The following is a 23,491-nucleotide window of genomic DNA, read 5'->3' as shown; positions in this document are numbered from 1 at the left end:
TCATCCTGATATATTGTCCTTAAAGGATGAATTTTTCCCTGATATGGATTGCTGTATAGATGCCAAGGTGAAGATGATTTATCTTCAGGACAGTGATGATATTATTGATCAGTACATTGGCTTTTGCAGGGTGTGCAATGATCAGGTAGCATTGAATGGCAGGACACTGAAAGCGGTAAAGGAGATTATCAGGATATGCCGTGATAGAAATCTACTAAGAGAATACCTGAGTGAACGCGAAACGGAGGTTGAGGAGATTATGCTTACTTTATTTGACCAGGAACATGTTTGGAATATTGAACGCAATAACATCAGGGCGGCAGCTTTGGCGGAAGGACGAAGCGAAGGCATCAACCAAGGAATTTTACAAAAAGAAACGCAAGTGGTTTTAAAAATGTTTAAACACAACATGCCTGTTGAGGATATTGCCGACATCAGTGAATTATCTGTAGAGGAAGTTAATGATATATTAAAAAAAGCTATGGTTATACACTGATGTTGTATAAATAAAGTTGACACCTTATTCTCAAGGATTTCATAGTATAATCAAGTGAATAAGGAGGTGCCCAAACTATGGCACGAAGTCAACGTAAGTACGATCATGAATACAAGGTTCAGGCAGTGAAGCTTGCACGTGAAATTGGTGGCGCTAAAGCAGCCAAAGAATTAGGTGTTCCGGAGGGAACTATTCATACCTGGTTGAAAGTAGCCAGATCTGGAGGTATGGATATTGGAGAAGGCTCCCATACTCCAGAATCCGCAATGAGTCTTGCAGAAGAACTTGCAATGCTTCGCAAGAAAGTGAAAGATCAGGATAAAGAGATCCGCCGTCTCAAAGAAGAAAACGATTTTCTGGAGGAAGCAAGTGCTTTTTTCGCAGCGAGCCGTCGGAAGTCAGCAAGATCGAAAGAATGAAATTCATTGCTATCAAGATTGAGGACGGCCAGATCAAGGGAAAACTGGCTTTCTATTGCCGTATGCTCCATGTTAGTCGGCAGGGCTTCTATAATTACCTGGTGAACAGGGACAAACCATGGAAATATCAGGATTTGGCGGATGCTATGCGAGAAATCAATGCTGAAGATACCTGCAACGATACCTATGGTCGTATCCGAATGTATCAGGCACTACAGCTTAAACAGCCAGAGGGCGTGCACATTCCAAGTGAGCGTACCGTTTATAGAGTTATGGAAGAGATTGGACTCAGCCATCGCCCTAAACGGAAGCCAAATGGTATTACCAAGGCAGATAAAGAAGCTCGTAAATCAGATGATCTCGTAAAACGGGATTTTACAGCAGATCAACCTCTGACCAAGTGTGTAACTGACATAACCGAGATTAAGGCTAAAGATGGTAAACTCTACGTATCTGGCATTTTTGATTGCTTCGATTCAGCTGTTCTTGGTCTGGCAATGGAGACAAACATGAAAGTTACTCTCTGCCAGCACACGGTCGAGAATGCTTATATGGCATATCCGGAGATCCGTGGGGCAATTCTTCATTCTGATCGCGGGACACAGTACACCAGCGAACTCTATCGCACAACATTAGGGCGTGTTGATTAAAGCATATTTTCAGCAATATCCTGTATAATTATTACAGAGGAGGCGATTGTCATGAAGATACAGAAAAGACGCTATGAGTTGACAGATGATGAGTGGGAACGAATTTGTTCGTTATTCCCTGTTCGAGGAGCAGGGACAAAGGGACGTCCCTACAATGATATTCGAACAACTGTCAATGGCATTATTTGGCTTGCCCGTAGCGGTGCACCGTGGCGTGACCTTCCTGAGCGTTATGGTAAATGGAATACAGTCTACAAATGCTTTGCAAAATGGCAGAAGTATGGGATTTTCGAAAAAATATTCCATGAACTCAGAATTGAGGCCGACCTGCAAGATATCAGCATAGACAGCACTTCTTGTAAGGCGCACCAGCATAGTGCTGGTGCAAAAAAAGGGGAGCTGACAGTGATGTGAATTAGCATATTGGGATCAGCCGTGGTGGGAAGAATACCAAGATACATGCTTCCGTTGATGCATTGGGCTACCCATTGCATGTGATGCTCTCAGGAGGAAATGTGCATGATTCCACCATAGCTACAGAACTGTTGGAATATACACCCGTTAATAAATCCATAATCATGGCTGATAAGGCATATCGTGGAAAAAATATCCGCATAAAAATTGAAGATATAGGATGTACACACTGTATCCCATCGCAGTCGAATGATAAAGTACACCGGGAGATTGACTGGTGGCAATACAAGGAGCGTAGCAACGTAGAATGTTTCTTTCAGAGGTTAAAACAATATCGCAGAATTGCAACACGCTACGAAAAATTGGCTGTGCGTTTCTTGGCTTTTGTGCACCTGGGGTGCGCTTTGATTTGGCTTAAATAATATGTAAATAATGACTATTCATCTGTTATACATTAATCAACACGCCCTAATAGAAAAGCTGCTTCCGTATTTGAAATAATAGATTTGCTGCTGCGTTTGACCATAGCTATTACATTAAGCCCTGGTTCCTTTACATCAAGAATCTGTTTGGGAACAGGAATAATAGTGAAAGAATGAATTGAAAATAACCTTCGTCTGGTGGCAGGTATTATTGTGGCGTAAAAACCACAGGCTATCTATCCTCCGGCGGAGGTTATTTTGTCTGTCCCTTTGCTGTTGTTGTATGACTTGTAAAAGTTTTTAGATAAGTATTTCAATTTATAGAAAAAGCAAGCATTTTCTTCTTGTTTGTGGTAAAATATTATTATAAGATAAAATAAGTTGACGGGTTCACCAGGCTCTATGTGCATGGATGGCAGGAGGATGCAGGGATGGATATTATGGCAAAGCATAAAAAATATACATTGATGACAGTGGTATTGTTGCTTATATGCGCTTGTGGTTTTTACGTATATAAAAACTTTATGCCGGGTAGGATACTGAATATTTATTGCTGGGACAACAGCTTCCGGGAGCTTCTGGCGAAGCATTATCCGGCCTACAATCCTGAAACGGAGATGATAGGCAATGTCAAGGTGCGCTGGGTTGTAGTTCCCTATACTAATCATGTTTATCAGCATACGCTGGACAAGGCGTTGCAGATGGACAATCTCAACTCCAACGACAATGTGGATATTTTTTTGACGGAATCCGACTACATCCGCAAATATGCTGAGGCAGAGGATGTATCCATGGCTCTTGACAAGCTGGGCATAGAGGAGAAGGATTTGCGTGATGCCTTTGTCTATACCAGGGATCTGGCAACAGATAGCAACGGGCGGTTGCGGGGGGTATCCTGGCAGGCTGCGCCCAGTGTTATGATTTACCGAAGAGATATTGCCAAACGTGTGCTGGGCAGTGATGAGCCTGCGGTGGTTCAGAAGCATGTGCAGACATGGGAGGCCTTTGAGAAGACAGCGGCGCTCATGAAGCAGGCAGGCTATCATATGTTGCCTGGGTATATGGATACCTACAGGGTGTATTGGGCAGGGGTGGAAAAGCCATGGATTGCCCCGGAGGGGTATTTTGTGATAGACCCTCACATGGAAGAATGGATCAGGCAGACCCAGAGGTTTGAGGCCAACGGCTACAACTATCCTTACGGCTTGTGGGAAACCAACTGGAACAGGCAGGTGCGGGGGGATTCCTTCTGCTATTTTGGCCCTGCCTGGCTGATAAAGCATGCCCTGATTCCTTTGTCGCGGGATGAAAACCTGGGAGGAACGGATACCTACGGCAAATGGGGCGTCTGCCATGGTCCGGAGGCCTCCTTCTGGGGGGGCACCTGGATTTTTGCCGGCAGTAAAACGGACAATCAGGAGCTGGTGGCAGATATTATGCGTACTATCTGCCTGGACAAGCAGGTGCTGACAGAGATGGCAAAAACCGATGCGGAGTTTGTCAACGACAGGCAGATTATGAGCAGGCTGGCAGCTGATAAAAGCTACGGCATGGATTTTCTAGCAGGACAGAATCCCTATGGAATTATGATGGATGCCGCCCAATCCATACATATATCTCAGATTTCCTCCTACGATCAGGGAATACATGAAACATTCCACAACTGCTTCAGGATTTATTTTGACGGCAGGCTTCCACGGGAGGGAGCGTGGCAGAAGTTTATGGCTAATGTGTGGCACATTTATCCTGAGCTGCAGGGAGCGTTTTTTTCTTATAAAACTGATGGGGCAGAAGGAGAGATGGATTACTGATGATGGAGAAATGGGAAAAGAATATAAAAAAATATCCCTGGCATCTGCTCATTGCCCTGTTTGCTCTTTTGGGACAGGGGATGTGGCTTTGCGGCAGTTGTGAGGCTGTGCCTTTGGATGGAAAATGGAAATACTACGAATCAGGGCACATTGAGCCAAACATGGTTACTCTGACCAACCTGAATGCCAATATGATGTACAATGACAAGCGCTGGAAGTTGTACGAGCAGGGCAGTCAGCCGGAGCTTCGGCCTGATACCAACTGCATTATCCTAAGTACCAGGTTGCCCAAGGTGATACATTTCAACAGCCCTGTGCTGTTCTTTGTGACAGAAAATCAGTCAGTGCGCGTCTTTCTGGATGATGATATGATTTATGACAGCCAGGATGTGTTCCGGGGAAATCATATCAATGGAACCAGATGGCACATGGTAAATCTTCCCTCCAGTTATCCGGGGGGACAGGTGAGCTTTCAGGTCTACAGCGAAAAGCAGGAGGATTTGTTCCGCCTGCAGGAGATTTCGGTAGATGACAGCCTGATGCAGACTCAGAGGATTTTTCAGCATGACAGCATCAGCATACTGATGATATTTTTTTCCATAGTAGTTGTTGTCATGCTGGCCATGCATTATTGGATTGAAAAAAACAAGAGCCAGCTTACTCATGTTGCCGCTATCCTTTTTATTCTGATTGGTATCGTGCGCATGGCGGCAAATTCCTGGACGGTGTTCCTGCTGTATGACAATTTGTCATTTTGGTACTATATTTCTCTTTTGATGCTGTATGTACAGCCATTGCCTCTTATGTTCATGGTCTATCAGCGGCTGAATGGACGCTTTGATCAGACGGCCAGGATGGCTATCTGCGGTGGCACCATTATTCCCGCTCTGGCAGTGGTGTTGGATCTTAGTGATATAGCCGGGTTGGAGAGGGTGCTGACAGTGGACTTCATGTGGAATGGCATGAGCCTGGTGATGATGAGCAGCATACTGTGGAACTCCGCGTGGCATGATGTGGCTGCTTATGCCTACAATGTGCGGCTGGCCGTTACAATATGTACTACGGCAGGGTTTTATATTGCCTATTTTCTTGGAGTTTATTTCCACGTTATTTCTCTGCAAAGTCCGTGGGGAAATGTGATGCTTGTTCCTGTGCTGGTGTCCATACTGTACATGATGAATCGCATTATCAGGGAGGAGAATCGGCTCAAGGAGGAGAACAAGCAGCTTGAGCAGGAGGTTATCAGCGAGAAGCACAAGGCTCAGGTAGATCCTCTTACCAGGAGCTTTACCCGCATAAAGATGGCCGAAGTTATGTCAGAGCTTATCAATGCGGCAGAGGATAGCAAGCTGCCTTTTGCCATGATGATGATGGATATAGACAAGTTCAAGTCTGTCAATGATACCTATGGCCATGCGGCAGGTGACAGGGTGCTGGTGGGCATGGCGGATATTGTGCGGCGCAATCTGGATGCCAGGCATACCTTTATCCGCTATGGCGGTGAGGAGTTTATGGTTATTTGCTCCATGTATACGCTGACAGAAGCATGGGAGCTGGCGGAGAAGATTCGCACTGATCTGGAAAAAAGTGTGCTTTTGGAGGGCAGGCAGATAACTTGCAGTATCGGTGTCAGCTATTGGCATACCGGCGGCAATGATTCGGAGAAGGCCATGCAGGAGCGGGCGGATAAGGCGCTTTATTATGCGAAAAATCATGGGCGGAATCAGTGCGTGATGGAAACTGTGCTGACGGATGCTTCATGATAGCCATGATTTAATTACATGATGGTGTTTGAAGGATATGGGGCTGTCGTACTAAGAATTTAGTTGACGGCCTCTTTTTTGTGCGCCAATGCTGGGGGCATAAAAAAGCTCCCCCAGGTGGAAATCTTTTCCGAATGGGGGAGGGTATTATCTTGGATATGCTTGCGTTTATCAGAGTACAGCAGCCTGTTTTCCAATGCTGGTAATTTTCTCCATTGTCAGGCCGGTGATACTAGGGCGTGTTGATTAAAGCATATTTTCAGCAATATCCTGTATAATTATTACAGAGGAGGCGATTGTCATGAAGATACAGAAAAGACGCTATGAGTTGACAGATGATGAGTGGGAACGAATTTGTTCGTTATTCCCTGTTCGAGGAGCAGGGACAAAGGGACGTCCCTACAATGATATTCGAACAACTGTCAATGGCATTATTTGGCTTGCCCGTAGCGGTGCACCGTGGCGTGACCTTCCTGAGCGTTATGGTAAATGGAATACAGTCTACAAATGCTTTGCAAAATGGCAGAAGTATGGGATTTTCGAAAAAATATTCCATCAACTCAGAATTGAGGCCGACCTGCAAGATATCAGCATAGACAGCACTTCTTGTAAGGCGCACCAGCATAGTGCTGGTGCAAAAAAAGGGGAGCTGACAGTGATGTGAATGAGCATATTGGGATCAGCCGTGGTGGGAAGAATACCAAGATACATGCTTCCGATGATGCATTGGGCTGCCCATTGCATGTGATGCTCTCAGGAGGAAATGTGCATGATTCCACCATAGCTACAGAACTGTTGGAATATACACCCGTTAATAAATCCATAATCATGGCTGATAAGGCATATCGTGGAAAAAATATCCGCATAAAAATTGAAGATATAGGATGCACACACTGTATCCCATAGCAGTCGAATGATAAAGTACACCGGGAGATTGACTGGTGGCAATACAAGGAGCGTAGCAACGTAGAATGTTTCTTTCAGAGGTTAAAACAATATCGCAGAATTGCAACACGCTACGAAAAATTGGCTGTGCGTTTCTTGGCTTTTGTGCACCTGGGGTGCGCTTTGATTTGGCTTAAATAATATGTAAATAATGACTATTCATCTGTTATACATTAATCAACACGCCCTAGGGGGGTGCAAAATTTTTCTGCCCCCAGCTATATCAAGGGGTTAGGGGCATAAAAGGGGGTGCAAACCTCTGTGCTTTGACTTAGAAAATGCACCCCCTTTGGGGCATTGGGAGAGTATACGGATACGGAAGTTCGTATACTATTAATCTACGATTTTTTTGCACATAATGCTTCAAAATGCCTTAAAATGCCAAATATGTACAAAACCGCCCGGTTGTTCTCATCTTTGGCAATGGGGCAGAATAGGGCATAACGGGGCGTTTTAGAGCATTTCAGGAAAGGAAAATGGTATGAATAAGATTTTGTTTATCTGCCACGGCAGCATATTAACACAGCCCCTTTAAAGCCTTGTGTGGCGGGCTTTCAGCATGTGGAAGAATAGTATTTACAACTTTTGAAAATAACGATAAGGAAGAGCCTCAGCGATACTATTTATTTGTAATTTCAGTGTTATGCAAAAACCCCTCGAAACCTTGAAATACATAGGTTTTAAGGGGTTTTTACATGCGATGTAAAATGTTTTTACTATGCAGGTGTGCTGAGAGGGGCTCAATAGAAAAACAGTACCAAAAAATTCAGCTCTGTTTTTAGAAATTTTTCAGCTCTATCAGGCCGTTTTCCTGCTCATATTTTTGAATACCTTTGATGACGAAGTATTCAATCTGGGAATTGAGTGAGCGCACTTCTTCCTCCGCCACAATTCTCAGCTTGGCATGAACTTTTTCGTCAAGTCGTACCTGTAGTGCTACTTTGTTAGTTGCCATAATATAACCTTCCCTTCTATATAGTAGAATATAATATGAGAAAAGAAAATTATAGATTTAAAATGAATGATATATTAAGGAATTTTACATTTTAATATATATATAGTATCTAATTAAATCTGAAATAGTGTGTTTGCTATCTGTTAGTTGCAGTTATATGGAATATGTTGTATCATTGTAGTTGAGTAAGTTATCTGGAGTTGATTTCTAATGACAAATCCGAAACAATCCAATCTGCCAGCATCGGTTGCCAGAAGATTAGCAGAATATATACAGAAAAGTTATGTGCCTGGGAATGTAGAAGCAAGTAGTTCCAATAACATTGACCAAAACAAAAATACAGGAGAATATTGTAATACCCCAGGGTTCCCTGCTCCTTTAAAGTCATTATTCATAGCTGTGTGCTGTGGCGGCATAATACTAGATGAAAGCCATCTTAAGAAAACTTTTTCGGAGCTGGTTATTGAGCTACTGAAGAAAAAGCAGATAAAAGCCTCAGATATGTATCATAAAGCTGGCATAACAAAAGACCATTTTTCAAAAATCAAGAACACAAAGGATTATCAGCCGTCAAAGGCTACAGCTTTAGCTATGGTATTGGCTATGCAGCTGAAGTTGAGTGAAGCGGAGGATTTGCTTGAGCGTGCGGGTTATACCTTCTCACCATCACAGATGCGTGACTTGGTTGTCAAGTTTTTTATTGAGGAAGGAATTTATGATGTGGATGAGGTAAACATACAGCTTCATGAACGTGGTCTGCCACCCCTTACCAGCAACAAAAATTCTTAATAACGAATTGAGTTAATTTGTCTTCCTACATGTATCTTTTTCGACCTCGTAAAATTTTACGAGGTTTTTTTGATTTTAGCAGGATTTTCAGATTTTTTGTAGAATGCATTATAGTATGAGAATGATACTATAATAGTTGAAAAATTATTTTTAAAAGGTAGCATGGCAGGCAACCTTTTTGGGGAGGTTTTGTTGTACAATCAGCTTATAGACGACTTTAGTGTTAGGAAAGGCGGTAATAAGCATGGATGATTGGAAAAATGGTATGGCATACGCTTTAGGCGGTGCCGCAGTCTTTTTGGTAGGAAATCTGTTACGGGAATTGCTAGAGGAGATGGAGCAGGAGGAAGAATTAGCGCACAGGGAAAACGTCGTTTGCAAGGATGATGCACCAGAAAAGAAAAATAGTTTGGACGGCATTGCGGATATAGTCCGCCACGAAGCAGAAGCTGCCATGGCTGAGTGCCAGACTGATGAGGAACGGCAGGCGGTTGCAAGGAAGATAGAAGCATCCATTACAGAGCTGCAATCTATCTTAAAAAACAAGGGTGATGTCATTGCTGAGGCAGTAAAGGAACAAAATAAGGGAAGTAAAATGCAGCAGGAAAGTGCAGATGGCATTGACCATGTAGCCAATATTTACCGGGGCATTGCGGAGGTAAATAGTGCATTAGATGATGTGCTGGCATATCTGAAGCAGCGTTCTGCATGTAATATTCAGTGAAGCGGGAGGGAAAAATATGTTAGAAAAAGAAAATGAAAATGAACTGAACGCTCCTAATCTTTACTATTTGCGTAACTTTGAGATTGCATCACCTGAGCTTGGGGATGTTATCAGAGTTAAACGTTTTTGCTGTAATAAATCCAAATGCAATCACTATGGAATTTATATCGGCAATAACGAAGTAGTCTATTTTGATGATACCGTAAAAGACAGGACAAAAAGATTAGTTAAAAAAGCTTCTTTAGCATCATTTACCAAGAAAATGGAGTGGGGAATAGTTAAATACGAAGATAGCCTGAGTAATCATGCAGAAGAAACCATCAAAAAGGCTACATCAATGCTTGGTGAAAATGATTTTATTGACTGTTGCTGTTTTGTAGAATGGTGCAAGTTAAAGGTTACGTCCAGATGTATAAAAAGATCTGAACAAAACCCTGAAAGCTGTAGTAGCCCTAAATTGCTAATGTTCGGTGACATTTTTTGGTCAAGAAGAATAATTTTATAATTAGGTGATTGATACAATAGATACGCCTTATATGGCATAGACCATGCAGTTAATATATGCGCCATGCGCCGGGTAACTGTGGAGGTTAATAATGTCCTGTGTGATGTGCTGTCTTATCTGAAACAGTGTTCTACATGTAATATTTAGTAAAATAGGAAGTGGGTTGTATATGAAGCGAAGAGAGGAAAATGAAACTAAAAGTGCTGTAGCCAATAATACTGAAAGTGTGCAAAAAAATACTAGAAACAATGGGCCTGTTTTTTTTGTAGAAGAACCTAAGTACACGTTAGATGACATTATTTTGCCATCAAACGTTAAAGAGCAGATACTTGATGTAGCAGATTATGCACATAATAGCAAAGTTGTTTTTGAAGACTGGGGGCTGGAAATTACCCACAAATATTCAAAGCGGATGGGAATAAATCTGTATGGTCCATCAGGAACAGGCAAAACTATGGCAGCACATGCAATTGCTAATTATCTTGGACGCAAAATTCTCATAGTAAATTATGCAGATTTAGAATCCAAATATGTTGGTGAAACACCTAAAAATATTCGAAAGGCGTTTCAAACGGCTAAAGATACCCATAGTGTTATCTTTTTTGATGAAGCGGATGCTATACTGAGCCGTCGGGTAACAAATATGTCTAATGCAACAGATGTTAGTGTAAACCAGACACGTTCTGTAATGCTCATGTTACTAAATGATTATCAGGATTTCATCATTTTTGCTACTAATTTCATTGAGAATTTTGATTCTGCTTTTATGCGAAGAATATCTCGGCATATTCGTTTTGAGTTGCCAGATTATGAGTGCCGTGTAAAGCTGTGGCAAAACTATATTCCCTATAAGATGCCAAACAATATTGATATAAAAAAGTTATCAACAGATTATGATGGACTATCGGGTAGTGATATAGAAAATGCTGTTCTTATGGCGGCTTTCAAATCTGCACGGCATAGAGATAGATTTGTTTCCCATGATTATGTAGAGGAGGTGGTGCAAGGCATATTGAAAAGCAAGAATGAAAATAAAAAGGAGATGGTAGTAACTAAAAAACGAGTAGTATCTGAGGAATACGCAAAAAAACAGATGGAAAAATCTAATTAAATTCAGGAAGGATGTATATATATATGTTACCTCTTTTAATTGCAGCAGGATTAGCAATAGGCGGTGTTGTTATTGTAGCTAATTGGGATAGTATTGCTAATTGGTTAAAAGATTTTGTTCCTAAATTAAGGGCGGTTTGGAATTCCGTACGGAAAAATGTTCCACATGGAGCTAGAATGTTTGGCGATATAATTGTTGAAGGTGCGGAGCGTTTATCCAGGATAATGCATAAATTATATTATAAGGAAAATGGTCAGTGGATTGAAGAAACTACTACCCGCAAAGTTAGTGAAGATGAAGTGCCAGCATCAATAAGAAACAAGATTAATCGTAAAGAAGCTGATATTACAGAGGAAATTGAGAAAGAATTAAAGTTGGAGGTGTAAAAGATGGAGCGTAGAACAAATACCCCACAGGAGAGGTTTCAGAATAATTTAAAAAATTTTATGGACGATTTGGAAACGCTATTTAAACAAATCGCTGAAAAGATGATGAGGATGGATCTTGATGAATTAGCTGAGTATTATGAAAAAAAGATTGATGCCTTGATCATAAAAAAAGAAACTGATGAATTATTGAAATATATTGGAGGCGAATTTACGATAACCTATGTTACGGAAACGGTATTTTCTCTCAAATTGGCACTATATTTCCAAGATAGAAAAGAAGAATGGGTGAAGATAGAACCTCCAAGCATGGCACGTGACATGAAATATCTTAAGGAGCGTGCGGTGATAGAATTACGAGAAAAAAAGAAAATTATATATGATATAGAACATCCTGATTCAAAGAAAATAGAAGATCCATCCTAAATAGAGATAGGGAGAAAGTAAACAATGTATCCATGCCAAAAGTGTAGTGCATGTTGTCGATTAGTAGGGCGTGTGGTATTAGGAGAGAAAATGGCAGATGCAGATGGCGTCTGCCATTTTCTAGACAGAACTACCAATCTTTGCACACAATATGAAAATCGCCCTATTTTTTGTAATGTAGATAAATTTTACGAACGTTATTACGTTGACAATATGACACGAGAGGTTTTTTACAAAATAAATCAACAGGAATGTGAACGATTACGAAAACTGCTTGGAGTATAAGGGGTGTAACGTATGATTTTTGAGATAATTTTAGGCATAATTGGGTTAATTGTATTATTTTTTGTTTTAAAATTTATACTTAAGTTGGCATTAACAATTTTAGGAGTTACGATAGGTGTTCCTCTCTATATAGCTATAAGTTGTGTCATGATGATGTTCCACCATTTAATTCCAACAGTAGTAATGGCAGGAATATGGTTGGCAGTTTCATATTTTGATATGTCTAACATTTTTTTGATTAGTGCATCTATTTTCTATATAGCTGTCATAGTTCATTTGGAAAATAGAGAAGCTGCCAGGGATGTATCTAACGCACTTCAAGCCGCTCTTGATGAATTAAAGATTATACCAGTTGAAAAAATAAATACATATAAACCCAAATGGAGTAGCATGGGGCATAACATCAGGGAGCGTTTAAGTTCAGCAGATGCACCTCGGCAATTGGCAGAAGCATGGGTGGCAGCAGGAAAATTACAAAAAAAAGAACTTTGGGATAAACGTGAGTATTATTATCAAAGCGATAGTTTGATAATAAGTATATATCGGGAAATAGAACAAAAGGTTACAGATTTTTTTGATACCATTTTCGATAGCAAAGGAATTTACGTAGAGGGAGTACCTATAAATTTATTCGAAACAGATACCACTTGTTATCAATTGAAAAATATGTGTAAAGATGTATTAGTTGAAAAATATTTAAATAGAAATGTCATGGACGAAAAGCTTTGCTGCGATACTATTTCTCATGAAGGTAAGCCTATAAAGATTTTTATGAATCTCCCAGTTGTAAAAAAGAAAATGGAATTATTAGAAAAAGATAGTCTTTTGAATACTGGTAAAATATTAAAAAAATCGGATGGGGTTTCTGAAGATATTTTACAAGATATAATGACAACAATTCATAAGTTTTTGCCGGATTTTGACTATGTTAGAATTTCGGACAAAGATAAGTTTAAGAAAACTTTTATGAACCTTTCATCTGTAAAAAAGAAAATAGAGCTACTGAAAAAAGATAGTATTTTTGATATTAGTCAGTTATTTGCAACAGATTTTCCAAAAGATATTTTACAAGATATAATGACAACTATTCATGCAAATTTGCCAGATTGTGACTATGTTATGTTCACAGAATCTCATGGAAAGCTGTGGATTCATCGTACCTATGCTTCTCAATATAAATGTGAAATATGCGGTGGTGTATTCAAAGAAACTAAACTATATGGACCTAAAAGATATTGTGCAAGTTGTTTAAATAAGCGTCATTCACAAGAAGCTGCTGATGAAGCTGAAGGAAAAACTGTAAAACGTTATGTTGACGCGCCGCCACCAGGCATGATTATTAAATAACTATTCTTGTAGAATATTAACAATATATAGAAAATAGGGAGAAAAAGCTATGAACCACACATTTAAAGTACAATGGGAAGAAAAGACAAACAGCTCAGCCCTGCCTTGTCGCAAATCTACCCAGGTGCAGGCAACCAGCATGATGGAAGCAAAAGCCAAGGTGCGCTCGCGCATTAATATTGGCGTAAAGGTCAGCAATATGGTAGCTTTTAAAGTCAGATAATTGGTAAAGCATATTTAGTTTTGGAACCTCCTCATGGCAGGAGGTTCTTTTTATGGGCAAATTTCAAACAAAGTGAATGATTTTTTCTGCCTTTTTTGATATAATGTATGTGTGGATTGGCAATAGTGTGTATAGGAGATGATGGGCTTGACAGATGAGAAAAGAATGAAGCATTCCGTCAAGGATACTGTTTTTCGAGATATGTTTTCCAAGAAGAAATATCTTATCCAGCTATATAACGCCCTGCATCCGGAGGATAAAACCATAACTCAGGCCGATTTGGAGATTGTCACTCTGCAATCCATCCTTCTGAATGGCATTTATAACGACCTTGGCTTTATGGTCAGGGGAAAGCAGCTGATGATACTGGTGGAAGCGCAGTCCACCTGGTCTGCCAATATTGTCATCCGTGCCCTGATATATCTGATGAGTACATATCAGGACTACTTTAACGCAAATCAAATTCAGCTATATGGCAGTCACAAGGTAGAAATGTCGAAGCCTGAGCTGTACGTTATCTACACTGGTGATAAGGTCAATCATCCTGATGTATTGTCCTTAAAGGATGAGTTTTTCCCTGATATGGATTGCTGTATAGATGCCAAGGTGAAGATGATTTACCTTCAGGACAGTGATGATATTATCAATCAGTATATTGGTTTTTGCAGGGTGTGCAATGAGCAGGTAGCATTGAATGGCAGGACACTGAAAGCGGTAAAGGAGATTATCAGGATATGCCGTGATAGAAATCTTCTGAAGGAATACCTGAGTGAACGCGAAACGGAGGTTGAGGAGATTATGCTTACTTTATTTGACCAGGAACATGTTTGGAATATTGAACGCAATAACATCAGGGCGGCAGCTTTGGCGGAAGGACGAAGCGAAGGCATCAATCAAGGAATTTTACAAAAAGAAACGCAAGTGGTTTTAAAAATGTTTAAACACAACATGCCTGTTGAGGATATTGCCGACATCAGTGAATTATCTGTAGAGGAAGTTAATGATATATTAAAAAAAGCTATGGTTATACACTGATTATGACATCAATTACCAGAAACGTCAAAAGCAGTTATGTTGCCGCCTGTGTGTCCTTATTGTCCGTGCTGTCCGCCTTATAAAATAAGCGTTGCAGTGCGTAGATATTGGCATTTTATGTACATGGACAATGCGGACAATATGGACACATTGTTATAAGACTGGTATTACGGACGAGTTTGGTACATTCATGCTAATATAAAAAAATTTACTTGTATACTATATATGTGATAGTTATCCCCCTGTTGCTTTATGCAGCAGGGGATATTTTTATGTGGAGGTGAGTGTAATGGATACGGATACTGCAAAGACGGTTGCAGAAGCAGCTGCTAAGTTATTGATTTGGTTGTTAAGCGATACTGAAAAATAATGTTGTTTGATTGGAGGATTATCATGAAAACAGGAAGAACATTGGAACAGTTGGGTGCAGAGTTGCAGAGGCAGAGAAAAGCCCGTCAGGATTTTGTGGCAGATACACGTTATATGGAGTTCAAGGCAGATGAAAAAGGTGCTGTGATTACATTGCGCATAAAGGGCAATAATCATACATTCGGTATCAGTGAGCTGGCGCATCAGCAGATTGCCAGCCGCTTGCAGATTCCATACCGCTATTATCAGAAAATGCAGGAGCAGCAGCCAGCACTTTTGCAGGAAAATGTCAACACATGGCTGCATGATGCACCTGAACGCAGGATGATTCGTACTTTGGATGGAAGCATGAGGGCTTTCCTGTCAGACCGTTACAGAAGGCTAGACAATTTGGAGCTGTGTGCAGCTGTACTGCCGATAATCAAATCCATGAGCGGTGCTGAGATAAAAAGCTGTGAGGTTACACCAAGCCACATGTACCTGAAAGTAGTAAACAAGCGCATGAAAAGCGAGGTACAGCCAGGTGATGTGGTTCAGGCAGGGTTTGTCATCAGCAACAGCGAGGTAGGTCTTGGCTCAGTAAAGGTTGAACCGCTGATTTATCGTCTTGTATGCAAGAACGGTATGATTTCCAAGGATTTTTCCCAGCGCAAGTATCATGTCGGCAGGCAGGTTGATGGTGATGCAGCCTATGAACTTTATTCAGATGAAACACTTCAGGCTGATGACAAGGCTTTCTTTATGAAGGTACAGGATACTGTAAAGGTTGCGGCAGACAAATCGAAGTTTATGCTGACAGTTGGTAAAATGCGTGAGTCTTTAGGTATCGGGCTGGAAGGAAATCCTGTGGAGGAAGTGGAGCTGCTTGCAGACAGGTTCCAGCTTACGCAGAATGAGCGGGGGGACATTCTCCGTCAGCTTTTCATGGGCGGTGATAACAGCAGGTATGGTCTCTTGAACGCGGTAACAGCAGCAAGTCAGCTGTCTGCAAGCTATGAGAGGGCAACAGAACTTGAACGTATTGGCGGCGAGATACTTTCCCTTCCTGTAGGAAGCAAGGCCTTGAAAATGCGCCGTAGTGATGATGTTGCTGAAGGTATAGTTGAGGAACTGCCTGTTATTCGACCTGTGAGGGCTATTACAGCATAATAACTGTCACAAATGGTATTAGCAGGAGTGTATGTTATATGGAGGAAACATGTTTTTATGGGACGGGGATTATTCTCTGTCCCTGCTTTATTTTGGAGGCAGATTATGGATGAAGCAAAAATTTTTAGTGATGCTGAAATGCTGAAGCTGGCAATGCCGAATATGAAGTCTCCCTATTTGCTACGGGAGTACAGCCTTGCTTCTATGGGGCGCATCAGCATGAAGACTGCCTTTGGCATTGATTGTGATAAAAAATATGGGGAGATGTTTTAAATGGGCTGCTTTAGCGAGTGTGTAAGCTATGCCAATATCAAGGGGACATTCAGGATATACCAAGGGAATATTTTCCTTACTATCAATAATCCACGGAATGATTCAGTTGTCAGCCTTACCTTGAACCCGATGCAGGTATCTATACTTGGCAGGGCGATGCTAAAGAGTACGGCTGATGTCAGGATTCAGGATTTAGAGGGCAAGCACATCTTTGGTGATATGGAAATAGAATTTATGGAAGAAAAGAAATGTAATGTTAATAATGAACCAGCAGCATAAGGGGGAATAATTATGCCAGTAACGGAATTTATCTGTCCTAATGGACAAAAGGTTGGCGTAGAAAAATGCCTGAAGTCATGTGTACGGGAACAAAGATGTATGTTCCTGCCCACTCTGAGGGCGGTGGCAAAGAGCGTTGACAGGAAGCTGGAGCAGCCTACTGTCACTGAGCTGATTGCGGGAAACAGGGAAACTTATCTGAAGAAGATGACTGGTTATGCCGTATCACCTGAATCAGTTCTTTATGCACTGCAGGGGCAGGGCGTACATGCTGTTCATGACCAGTATGCAGGTGGGGCGATACTCAGTGAGGAACGGCTCCGCGATGATACCACCAGCGGACAGTTTGACCTCTATGGTCAGCTTCTTAGCAGTGATGATGGGGTGTTGGGCGATTTGAAGGTGACAAGTTCCTACAAGATTATGAGGGCATTAGGCTATTACAGGAAATCCGTAGCAACAGGCGAAGTGTATAAGACAGGTGCTAAAAAGGGGCAGCCCAAGTACCGCCAGCAGATATTTACGGATGGAGTCAGGTTTGTATTTGAGTGGGCTGTACAGCTAAATTATTACCGTATGCTTTTGGAGGCGCAGGGATTTGAAGTGCATGATATGTATATTCAGGCTATCTGCCGGGATTATAATCTTAGGCTTGCTTCTGAAAGAGGGATTGACAGACATATTTATCTGATACCTATAAAGAAGATTTCTGATAGATGGCTGAAGCGTTATTTTGCACACAAGGCAAAGGTATTGCGCACTTCATTGAAAAATCATGTCCTGCCGCCTGTCTGCTCATCAAGAGAAAGATGGCATGACAGGAAGTGCCGTGATTACTGCGAGGTTGCTGCGGTTTGTCCTTATGGAGCAAGGATCATGGCTGATGCTATGGAAAAAGCTGTATGATTGGAGTGTGATATTGTGGCAAATTATGTAAAAAGCGTATTATGTATTGAAGAAAAATACGTTGAGAAGGTAAGTGACTGTTTAAGAAGTGATGAAGAAGATGTTGATTTCAATAATCTCATCCCTATGCCGGACTGGGTGATGAGGGACTGCTATGGCAAGGAGGCTGACTCGTTATCGGCTTATAGATACCTGCATGGCTACAGCATGGATATGAATATGTGCAGTCTGGTGAATATGTATCAGCATAAGGGAGAAAATCTCGATGATGTGATAAGCAGGCTGGAGCGTGAAGGCTATATCGACCTGAAGCTGGGAGAAAGGGCCTTTCTGAACGAGCAGGAGCATGGCGATACATCATGGTATCTCTGGACATTCAAGAACTGGGGGACTAAGTATAATGCTGTGCGTACAGGCTGGAAGAAGAACAAGGTTTACTTTGAAACACCTTGGTCTGCCCCTTTCCCTATCTTTCAGGCACTGGCGGAAAGATTTCCAGATGCGGTAATTGAATGCGTTTATGCTGGCGAAGACATAGGAAACTGTGGTTGTCTTATTTTGAAGAATGGATGCATTGCCAGTGAGTTTTATCCTGAGAGGGATACTGATGAGGCAAAGCGGATTTATAAGGAAGTATGGGAGGTAGATGAGTAATGGAAACTGCAACTATTCAGGAGCGTTCTATCAAAAAAATCAGTGGCAAGCTGGTCAAGGTCATGGAAGATGTAAGCCACATTGCCAAAAACGGCACCAATGAATTTCACAAATATCAGTATGCAACAGCTGCTGATGTGCTGGAGAAGGTAAATGATTCCCTGTGCAGGAACAAAATCTGTTCCCTGGCAAGGGCAGAGCTGGTAAGCCTTGAGCATGTAGTCAATGCCCGTGGCAATCAGGAACATCTTGCAACTGTACGGATGGTGATACGCCTCATAGATACGGAATCTGGTGAATGGGTTGAGATTATCGGGCTTGGCAATGGTCAGGATGGTGGTGACAAGGCTGTCATGAAAGCGGAAACTGCAAGCATAAAGTATGCGTACATGATGGCTTTCAATATCAGCACTGGTGATGATCCGGAGGCAGATAGCAGGACTGACCAGTTTACAGCAGCTCCTGCCCAGGTTTATCCTATGTCTGGTGCAAGACAGGCTGGTTCAGCTGGCAGGAATAATCTGCCTGTGGAAGATGAGGCAAAATCTCCTTCATCCCGTAAGGGGACAGCCTATGCCTGTTTTGATTGCGGTATGCGCATAAGTGAGAAAGTCAAATCTTTTAGTGAGAGCAGATTTGGCAAACCTTTATGTATGGACTGTCAGAAGAACTATGCCAGCGCCTGAACAGGCTTATCGAACCTCTCTTTTTGGGAGGTTCTTTTTTTTGTCCGTGTTGTCCGCATTGTCCGCTACATAAAATACCTTTGAATGTGCATGGACACAAGGATTTTATATACGCGGACAACATGGACAGCGCGGACAAGGCTGATTGTAGGGTATAGTTTATTGCATATCAGGTAGCTGGTTGAGATGATGCTTTGAGTTATAAATTGCTTTTTGAATATTTTTTAAGCTTTGGAGATATTCGTTATATAATTCATATTTTTGATGGTCGTATGGCAATGAGAAAATTTCTTTACACAATGCGAATTGCATTGAAACTATTTCGTTGAAGTCCTCTAAGGCTTTTAAGGGGGTTGATGCCACATCGGGCTCAGATTTGTCACTTGCTTGGGTTCTGTTTATGTTCTTGAGAGGTTGTACTTCGACAAGGTAGTTCTGATATTTTTCTTGAAGGTTATCTATTTTCTCTCGCTGTTTTCTTATAAGGTCTGTAAGTTCCTTGGAATGAGCAGCTATTATGGAAAGATATTTATCTGATAAAATGTATTTTTTTGAGTTGCCGGATGAGCTTAATTGATTCTTAAAAGATACAAGGTAGTCAGTCATTGTCAGGAAGGTTTCAGATGCTGCTGTAATGGCTGCAACTGTTTTTAGATAACGATTACTATCCGTATTTGTGTTTCTCCCATAATATTCAAGTGTGGAGTTTCCCTCAAGAAAATCCAGGGTATATCCTGTGACTGCGGCCCAGAACCAGAGATGTTTTTTCAAAAATTCATTGCTGTTTTTGTTGCGGCTAATGGTTCCTTCGGTAACAGATAGTATTTTGGAAAGCTCTTTATTATTAATCCCAAAGTTTGACATGATATAGCTTTGAAGATTTGAAAATACGGGAATGTATTCTATATATGGCATTTTAGTTAGGCGAAGCACTTCTTCCAGCCTTTCAAGGAAAAGAGCTTCTGCAGAGGTGATGACGGTATTGCTCACTTTTAGATAGAACTTGTATTGTTTTATTAGCTTCAGTAGCATGAAAAAATTCAAGCGATTATTGCTTTTGTAAGCATCATTACAGATAACGTATGGTTTACATAATTCATCAATAGCAACATCTGGCTTGTAGAATAGAATGTCATCAATATCTGGATAATGTTGCTTTAATAGTTCATAGATGTAGGTGAAATATGCTTCATATAGTTCTATTGTTCCAGCTATTGATTCAGGTTTTTGTTCAAAGAGAAATATATATACAATTTCAAGATTGTGTTGACCAGCATTTCCAAATCGGAGCATGAAAATAAGCTCGTTTAATATTTGCTGCTGATTACCATTTTCTGTACGGTTTAATAAACTGCATGAATGTAAATGTTGTCTTATTTCAGTTATATATCGACTAAGATTGTCTATACTTTCATTAATCGTCTTCCAATCAGATTTCATGCCAGTATACAAATATTTATTCTGTATAAATTCAGTATGGTTTCTATATTGTGCCAATAGCTCTGTGATGGCAGTGAGCTTTTCGCGTAAAAAAATTTTTCGTTTAAATTCCAACTCATTGATGTGAGGAGAATATTTTTTGATAAATGCAGAAAGTTTTTGAGTAATTTCATTTACATCGTTTAGCAATGTTGTTAGTTTTTCCTTCATGCATGTATTGGTTATATGGCTAATACTGTCATTTAAATTGTTATGATGTTTGCCCACAAACTCAATAATGTCATAGGTAGCAAAATTTTCATTAATCTGGGGAGAATATATTTCATATACTTTGTTGCGTATTTTTTTGATGCTAGATTCTGAAAAATCAAAATTGGAAAGTGATGCCCAGCCTTTTGTGCTGTTTAAAAAGTGCGTGAAATTCAAATGGTTTATCCAGAAGGCAGCAACTAAATTTGGATGGTCAGCGTTGTCATTTAAAAAATTAGCTAATTCTTTGTGTAGCTGTGTATTTGTATGCATGGAAATTCCTCCTTTTTCTTAATTTTATCCCCTAAAAATTTTTTTTGCAATTTTTTCCCCTTGTAATTGTGGCACAGTGCGATTTTGTTATGAATTGCGTTTTTTGGGGGACTCTGTAGAAGTGGGAGATTTTGGTACTATATAATTGCAGCTAGGGAAATGGAGGTGAATATAAGGGCTGTCAATACGTATGAAATGAAAGAAGGAGAATTGACATGACAAAAATGGAGAACGCCGAGCAGGCAGTTTTCACGGCAAGAGTTGTCAAACGAGAGGCGGCAGAGCCACCAACATTGCGTTACCCTGTAATTTTTTACGGTGATAGTGCTGAGGTAAAAAAAGCAGAGAGGCAGCAGGTGCCTGTCAGACCATTCCTGTTGGAGAAAGTTCCAAACAGCTATTTTGCTCAGCCGCATTATTTTGGGCCTGTAGAACATGTGGATGATTTACCAGTACGGTATAAGCACATCGAACGCGATTACTATGAGGGTGATGATGGATATTACGTTCTACTAAATAATGGAGAATATGTTCGTATAACGGATTTTAAAATCACGCTATTAAGAAGAACAAAAATGCTAAAAAATACTGAGGAGGAGGAATTTGAAGAAATAACAACCAAAGTTCGCAATGATTTAGGCAGGGAAATTTTATTGGAAGTTCGCCTCGAGGAATGGGTGAATTTGCAGTCAATAATAGAACGCAAGGCACCTTTTATGCAGTTTATTGGCGAAAAAGTGGGAAATATCAAAGAGCGCTTCAAAGGGTTGCTGGCAATTTTACTAAAACAATCGTTTGGAAATTTGCCGTCTAGCATAGTTGTGGAAACTTGGGGGTGGGGACCAAAACTTGCGGATGGCGGGCGGTATTTTTATCATGGAGGGCGCGAGGACTGCTGTTCACCGAAATGTTTGTCAGCGCATATTGATGCCGAAAGATTGCAGCAGGGCTTGGGAATTTTAGAAGTCGCACCACAGGAGGTTATTCGTCCACTTTTGTTATACAGCCTTGCTGCATACACAGACCAACTGTTTACAGATGCAGGGTATCCATTGGCGAGTTGCCTGATGCTGGTGGGGGAGTCGGGGATGATGAAGTCGGCGTTGTCGCGAGTGGTTTTTTCGCCATTCGTGCCAGATTCAAAACGATTATTTTCGGTCAGGAGTACCGAGGCTTCCATGAATGTGATGACCGAGCAATGCCTTGATGATGTACTGGTGATTGATGACTTCAATCTGGAAGGAACAAGAGCAGAAGTTTTACAAAAAATGAAACTTATGCGCGGCCTGATTCGTGGCTACTCCGATAAAACGCCAAGGACGAAATATGGCGGGAATAATAATATCAAACAATACAAAATACGAGGAGGATGTGTATTCACAGGTGAGACTCGCTTGACAGGGCAGCTGAAATCGTCAGAATTGCGGTATCTATTGATAAAATTGCGAACTCGAGTGGATGGTGGAAAATTGCGCCAATATCAAGAAAAACCAGATTTGATGCAAGTATTGATAAGCGCATACGTTTACTTTTTAGAGAAAAATTACAGAATTGTTGTTCTTGAAATCGCAAGGCAATTTCCCATTTTGCGTGAGGCATTTGCAGACATAAAGGAGCCACGAATGCGGGATACCTGTATTCATCTAGTTCTGACATCGAAACTTGCGTTTGTGGCCTTTCAAAATGTTTTGCATTTAGATAATTCGTTCGCAGAAAATTGGAGTACCGTAAATGAGAAAATTTTGTTCGATATTTGCTATCGTCAGAGCAATGAAGCACAAGATGATGAACCGTATATTCGCTATTTGGCAGAATTTTTCAACCTTATTGGTACAGGCGATATAAAAATTGCAAGTAATATTGAGCAGTATGTCAAGAGCCTCGATTATTTTGATGGTTATATGGACGAACAGCTGTGCATGTTGAAAAAAGATGTCATTTATGGGAAAATCCAGCAGGCATTTTATGGAAAAAATTCTAGCTTGCCGATTGATGTGGATGAGGTGTCGCGAAAACTAAAGGAGGCGAGTTTAACGAAGTGCGATGCCAATTCTGCGCTCAAAAAAGCATCTAGCAAAATCCCAGGGAGGCCGCGGATGCTGGCATTATTTTACAAACAAGCATTTGATATGGTAGAAAGGAAAGAAGTATTATGAACAATGTAGCTTTTGTTCCGTTTAAGGGAAGATTTTTTGCAGTCTGGGGTAGCGACGGCTGTGCTGTAACATTTAACGAAGCGGTATTTTTACATGCTATGCGCACATTGTCACATGCCCGTGCGGCTGAATGTTCGACGGAGGAAGAAGCAAGGAGCTTAGCTGTCCGGATGTATGGTGGAGAATTGGTGTATCGCCATTTTAGTCGGGAACAGGGCGAGAAAATCTCTCTGGAGCTGATGCTGAATTTACCGGTCGATGCGATATATAAGGAGCCAGAGCCTCATACAATTACTATTGATAATAATTATCAAAACTATCCTCCGTTAATGTAGTGCAGATATGTTCTGG

The 23,491-nt window shown here is 41.0% G+C and carries 27 protein-coding genes and 2 pseudogenes; 27 read left to right on the top strand and 2 right to left on the bottom strand.

Features of this window, described 5'->3' with window-relative positions:
• The first annotated feature begins 43 nt into the window (after nucleotides 1-43).
• The 9 genes and pseudogenes from FYJ84_RS01600 to FYJ84_RS14975 form a co-directional block, all read left to right on the top strand.
• Entirely contained in the window at nucleotides 44-496 is a 453-nt protein-coding gene (locus FYJ84_RS01600; protein ID WP_154405467.1) for an RpnC/YadD family protein, read from the top strand.
• A gap of 77 nt (nucleotides 497-573) precedes the next feature.
• The gene (locus FYJ84_RS01595) at nucleotides 574-915 is read left to right on the top strand and encodes a transposase (protein ID WP_205764042.1); all 342 of its coding nucleotides are present in this window, start codon (nucleotides 574-576) and stop codon (nucleotides 913-915) included.
• Complete coding sequence (locus FYJ84_RS01590; RefSeq protein WP_205764041.1) at nucleotides 912-1,565, top strand: DDE-type integrase/transposase/recombinase; 654 nt, start codon at nucleotides 912-914, stop codon at nucleotides 1,563-1,565. The genes FYJ84_RS01595 and FYJ84_RS01590 overlap by 4 nt, the downstream gene beginning before the upstream one ends.
• Before the next feature lie 51 nt (nucleotides 1,566-1,616).
• Nucleotides 1,617-2,401, top strand: a pseudogene (locus FYJ84_RS01585) (IS5 family transposase).
• A 431-nt stretch (nucleotides 2,402-2,832) separates the two neighbouring features.
• Nucleotides 2,833-4,212 carry an extracellular solute-binding protein gene (locus FYJ84_RS01580; protein WP_154405465.1) on the top strand — a complete coding sequence of 460 codons (1,380 nt, stop codon included), beginning with the start codon at nucleotides 2,833-2,835 and terminating at the stop codon, nucleotides 4,210-4,212.
• Nucleotides 4,212-5,975 (top strand): GGDEF domain-containing protein, encoded by a 1,764-nt coding sequence (locus FYJ84_RS01575; RefSeq protein ID WP_154405464.1) that lies wholly within the window; start codon nucleotides 4,212-4,214, stop codon nucleotides 5,973-5,975. Before FYJ84_RS01580 ends, FYJ84_RS01575 begins: the two co-directional genes overlap by 1 nt.
• Before the next feature lie 301 nt (nucleotides 5,976-6,276).
• Nucleotides 6,277-6,639 carry an IS5 family transposase gene (locus tag FYJ84_RS14985; RefSeq protein ID WP_407060732.1) on the top strand — a complete coding sequence of 121 codons (363 nt, stop codon included), beginning with the start codon at nucleotides 6,277-6,279 and terminating at the stop codon, nucleotides 6,637-6,639.
• The gene (locus FYJ84_RS14980) at nucleotides 6,636-6,881 is read left to right on the top strand and encodes a transposase (RefSeq protein ID WP_407060731.1); all 246 of its coding nucleotides are present in this window, start codon (nucleotides 6,636-6,638) and stop codon (nucleotides 6,879-6,881) included. Before FYJ84_RS14985 ends, FYJ84_RS14980 begins: the two co-directional genes overlap by 4 nt.
• Nucleotides 6,882-6,920: 39 nt before the next feature.
• Nucleotides 6,921-7,061 (top strand): annotated as a pseudogene (locus FYJ84_RS14975) (transposase); the annotation flags it as partial.
• 637 nt (nucleotides 7,062-7,698) lie between these two features.
• On the opposite strand, the gene FYJ84_RS01565 reads toward FYJ84_RS14975, so the two are convergent.
• A complete protein-coding gene (locus FYJ84_RS01565; RefSeq protein WP_154405462.1) occupies nucleotides 7,699-7,875 on the bottom strand; it encodes an Arc family DNA-binding protein in 177 nt (58 codons plus the stop codon).
• 210 nt (nucleotides 7,876-8,085) lie between these two features.
• On the opposite strand from FYJ84_RS01565, the gene FYJ84_RS01560 reads away from it, so the two are divergent.
• The 16 genes from FYJ84_RS01560 (at nucleotide 8,086) to FYJ84_RS01485 (ending at nucleotide 19,022) form a co-directional block, all read left to right on the top strand.
• On the top strand, nucleotides 8,086-8,664 hold the full coding sequence (locus FYJ84_RS01560) for a helix-turn-helix domain-containing protein (RefSeq protein WP_154405460.1): 579 nt from the start codon (nucleotides 8,086-8,088) through the stop codon (nucleotides 8,662-8,664).
• Between the two features lie 244 nt (nucleotides 8,665-8,908).
• Nucleotides 8,909-9,388 (top strand): hypothetical protein, encoded by a 480-nt coding sequence (locus FYJ84_RS01555; protein WP_154405458.1) that lies wholly within the window; start codon nucleotides 8,909-8,911, stop codon nucleotides 9,386-9,388.
• Between the two features lie 16 nt (nucleotides 9,389-9,404).
• The gene (locus FYJ84_RS01550) at nucleotides 9,405-9,893 is read left to right on the top strand and encodes a lecithin retinol acyltransferase family protein (protein WP_154405456.1); all 489 of its coding nucleotides are present in this window, start codon (nucleotides 9,405-9,407) and stop codon (nucleotides 9,891-9,893) included.
• A 169-nt stretch (nucleotides 9,894-10,062) separates the two neighbouring features.
• The gene (locus FYJ84_RS01545; RefSeq protein WP_154405454.1) at nucleotides 10,063-11,004 is read left to right on the top strand and encodes an ATP-binding protein; all 942 of its coding nucleotides are present in this window, start codon (nucleotides 10,063-10,065) and stop codon (nucleotides 11,002-11,004) included.
• Between the two features lie 23 nt (nucleotides 11,005-11,027).
• Nucleotides 11,028-11,390: a hypothetical protein gene (locus tag FYJ84_RS01540; protein WP_154405452.1), complete on the top strand. Its 363-nt coding sequence runs from the start codon at nucleotides 11,028-11,030 to the stop codon at nucleotides 11,388-11,390.
• Between the two features lie 3 nt (nucleotides 11,391-11,393).
• Nucleotides 11,394-11,816, top strand: a complete 423-nt coding sequence (locus FYJ84_RS01535) for a hypothetical protein (RefSeq protein ID WP_154405450.1) — start codon at nucleotides 11,394-11,396, stop codon at nucleotides 11,814-11,816.
• Nucleotides 11,817-11,906: 90 nt separating this feature from the next.
• Nucleotides 11,907-12,101 (top strand): YkgJ family cysteine cluster protein, encoded by a 195-nt coding sequence (locus FYJ84_RS01530; RefSeq protein ID WP_235901303.1) that lies wholly within the window; start codon nucleotides 11,907-11,909, stop codon nucleotides 12,099-12,101.
• A gap of 12 nt (nucleotides 12,102-12,113) precedes the next feature.
• Nucleotides 12,114-13,448 carry a hypothetical protein gene (locus tag FYJ84_RS01525; protein WP_154405446.1) on the top strand — a complete coding sequence of 445 codons (1,335 nt, stop codon included), beginning with the start codon at nucleotides 12,114-12,116 and terminating at the stop codon, nucleotides 13,446-13,448.
• Between the two features lie 49 nt (nucleotides 13,449-13,497).
• A complete protein-coding gene (locus FYJ84_RS01520) occupies nucleotides 13,498-13,671 on the top strand; it encodes a hypothetical protein (RefSeq protein ID WP_154405444.1) in 174 nt (57 codons plus the stop codon).
• A 147-nt stretch (nucleotides 13,672-13,818) separates the two neighbouring features.
• Complete coding sequence (locus FYJ84_RS01515; RefSeq protein ID WP_205764040.1) at nucleotides 13,819-14,706, top strand: RpnC/YadD family protein; 888 nt, start codon at nucleotides 13,819-13,821, stop codon at nucleotides 14,704-14,706.
• Between the two features lie 393 nt (nucleotides 14,707-15,099).
• Nucleotides 15,100-16,224 (top strand): DUF932 domain-containing protein, encoded by a 1,125-nt coding sequence (locus FYJ84_RS01510; protein ID WP_154405440.1) that lies wholly within the window; start codon nucleotides 15,100-15,102, stop codon nucleotides 16,222-16,224.
• 105 nt (nucleotides 16,225-16,329) lie between these two features.
• The gene (locus FYJ84_RS01505; protein ID WP_154405438.1) at nucleotides 16,330-16,497 is read left to right on the top strand and encodes a hypothetical protein; all 168 of its coding nucleotides are present in this window, start codon (nucleotides 16,330-16,332) and stop codon (nucleotides 16,495-16,497) included.
• The gene (locus FYJ84_RS01500; protein WP_154405436.1) at nucleotides 16,498-16,776 is read left to right on the top strand and encodes a hypothetical protein; all 279 of its coding nucleotides are present in this window, start codon (nucleotides 16,498-16,500) and stop codon (nucleotides 16,774-16,776) included.
• Nucleotides 16,777-16,788: 12 nt separating this feature from the next.
• Nucleotides 16,789-17,682: a hypothetical protein gene (locus tag FYJ84_RS01495; protein ID WP_154405434.1), complete on the top strand. Its 894-nt coding sequence runs from the start codon at nucleotides 16,789-16,791 to the stop codon at nucleotides 17,680-17,682.
• 15 nt (nucleotides 17,683-17,697) lie between these two features.
• Entirely contained in the window at nucleotides 17,698-18,336 is a 639-nt protein-coding gene (locus tag FYJ84_RS01490) for a DUF1281 family ferredoxin-like fold protein (RefSeq protein ID WP_154405432.1), read from the top strand.
• Nucleotides 18,336-19,022: an ERF family protein gene (locus FYJ84_RS01485; protein ID WP_154405430.1), complete on the top strand. Its 687-nt coding sequence runs from the start codon at nucleotides 18,336-18,338 to the stop codon at nucleotides 19,020-19,022. The genes FYJ84_RS01490 and FYJ84_RS01485 overlap by 1 nt, the downstream gene beginning before the upstream one ends.
• Before the next feature lie 159 nt (nucleotides 19,023-19,181).
• Here FYJ84_RS01485 and FYJ84_RS01480 read toward each other — a convergent pair whose 3' ends face one another.
• Nucleotides 19,182-20,984 carry a hypothetical protein gene (locus tag FYJ84_RS01480; RefSeq protein WP_154405428.1) on the bottom strand — a complete coding sequence of 601 codons (1,803 nt, stop codon included), beginning with the start codon at nucleotides 20,982-20,984 and terminating at the stop codon, nucleotides 19,182-19,184.
• 215 nt (nucleotides 20,985-21,199) lie between these two features.
• Between FYJ84_RS01480 and FYJ84_RS01475 the strand changes: the two genes are divergently transcribed.
• Together FYJ84_RS01475 and FYJ84_RS01470 are read left to right on the top strand one after the other, a co-directional pair.
• Nucleotides 21,200-23,140: a hypothetical protein gene (locus FYJ84_RS01475; RefSeq protein WP_154405426.1), complete on the top strand. Its 1,941-nt coding sequence runs from the start codon at nucleotides 21,200-21,202 to the stop codon at nucleotides 23,138-23,140.
• Nucleotides 23,137-23,475, top strand: coding sequence for a hypothetical protein (locus FYJ84_RS01470; protein ID WP_154405424.1), 339 nt, complete (start codon nucleotides 23,137-23,139; stop codon nucleotides 23,473-23,475). Before FYJ84_RS01475 ends, FYJ84_RS01470 begins: the two co-directional genes overlap by 4 nt.
• Nucleotides 23,476-23,491: the final 16 nt, after the last annotated feature.

Source organism: Anaerovibrio slackiae (assembly GCF_009695585.1).
In the GTDB taxonomy this organism is placed as follows: domain Bacteria; phylum Bacillota; class Negativicutes; order Selenomonadales; family Selenomonadaceae; genus Anaerovibrio; species Anaerovibrio slackiae.
The sequence above is the reverse complement of the archived record's forward strand: the minus strand, read 5'-3'. Positions and strand labels throughout refer to the sequence as shown.

Bases quoted from the DNA above. Each gene is read 5' to 3' on its own strand.
- FYJ84_RS01600 (WP_154405467.1), top strand. From the start codon at position 44: ATGGATTGCTGTATAGATGCCAAGGTGAAGATGATTTATCTTCAGGAC.
- FYJ84_RS01595 (WP_205764042.1), top strand. From the start codon at position 574: ATGGCACGAAGTCAACGTAAGTACGATCATGAATACAAGGTTCAGGCA.
- FYJ84_RS01590 (WP_205764041.1), top strand. From the start codon at position 912: ATGAAATTCATTGCTATCAAGATTGAGGACGGCCAGATCAAGGGAAAA.
- FYJ84_RS01580 (WP_154405465.1), top strand. From the start codon at position 2,833: ATGGATATTATGGCAAAGCATAAAAAATATACATTGATGACAGTGGTA.
- FYJ84_RS01575 (WP_154405464.1), top strand. From the start codon at position 4,212: ATGATGGAGAAATGGGAAAAGAATATAAAAAAATATCCCTGGCATCTG.
- FYJ84_RS14985 (WP_407060732.1), top strand. From the start codon at position 6,277: ATGAAGATACAGAAAAGACGCTATGAGTTGACAGATGATGAGTGGGAA.
- FYJ84_RS01565 (WP_154405462.1), bottom strand. From the start codon at position 7,875: ATGGCAACTAACAAAGTAGCACTACAGGTACGACTTGACGAAAAAGTT.
- FYJ84_RS01560 (WP_154405460.1), top strand. From the start codon at position 8,086: ATGACAAATCCGAAACAATCCAATCTGCCAGCATCGGTTGCCAGAAGA.
- FYJ84_RS01555 (WP_154405458.1), top strand. From the start codon at position 8,909: ATGGATGATTGGAAAAATGGTATGGCATACGCTTTAGGCGGTGCCGCA.
- FYJ84_RS01550 (WP_154405456.1), top strand. From the start codon at position 9,405: ATGTTAGAAAAAGAAAATGAAAATGAACTGAACGCTCCTAATCTTTAC.
- FYJ84_RS01545 (WP_154405454.1), top strand. From the start codon at position 10,063: ATGAAGCGAAGAGAGGAAAATGAAACTAAAAGTGCTGTAGCCAATAAT.
- FYJ84_RS01540 (WP_154405452.1), top strand. From the start codon at position 11,028: ATGTTACCTCTTTTAATTGCAGCAGGATTAGCAATAGGCGGTGTTGTT.
- FYJ84_RS01535 (WP_154405450.1), top strand. From the start codon at position 11,394: ATGGAGCGTAGAACAAATACCCCACAGGAGAGGTTTCAGAATAATTTA.
- FYJ84_RS01530 (WP_235901303.1), top strand. From the start codon at position 11,907: ATGGCAGATGCAGATGGCGTCTGCCATTTTCTAGACAGAACTACCAAT.
- FYJ84_RS01525 (WP_154405446.1), top strand. From the start codon at position 12,114: ATGATTTTTGAGATAATTTTAGGCATAATTGGGTTAATTGTATTATTT.
- FYJ84_RS01520 (WP_154405444.1), top strand. From the start codon at position 13,498: ATGAACCACACATTTAAAGTACAATGGGAAGAAAAGACAAACAGCTCA.
- FYJ84_RS01510 (WP_154405440.1), top strand. From the start codon at position 15,100: ATGAAAACAGGAAGAACATTGGAACAGTTGGGTGCAGAGTTGCAGAGG.
- FYJ84_RS01505 (WP_154405438.1), top strand. From the start codon at position 16,330: ATGGATGAAGCAAAAATTTTTAGTGATGCTGAAATGCTGAAGCTGGCA.
- FYJ84_RS01500 (WP_154405436.1), top strand. From the start codon at position 16,498: ATGGGCTGCTTTAGCGAGTGTGTAAGCTATGCCAATATCAAGGGGACA.
- FYJ84_RS01495 (WP_154405434.1), top strand. From the start codon at position 16,789: ATGCCAGTAACGGAATTTATCTGTCCTAATGGACAAAAGGTTGGCGTA.
- FYJ84_RS01485 (WP_154405430.1), top strand. From the start codon at position 18,336: ATGGAAACTGCAACTATTCAGGAGCGTTCTATCAAAAAAATCAGTGGC.
- FYJ84_RS01480 (WP_154405428.1), bottom strand. From the start codon at position 20,984: ATGCATACAAATACACAGCTACACAAAGAATTAGCTAATTTTTTAAAT.
- FYJ84_RS01475 (WP_154405426.1), top strand. From the start codon at position 21,200: ATGACAAAAATGGAGAACGCCGAGCAGGCAGTTTTCACGGCAAGAGTT.
- FYJ84_RS01470 (WP_154405424.1), top strand. From the start codon at position 23,137: ATGAACAATGTAGCTTTTGTTCCGTTTAAGGGAAGATTTTTTGCAGTC.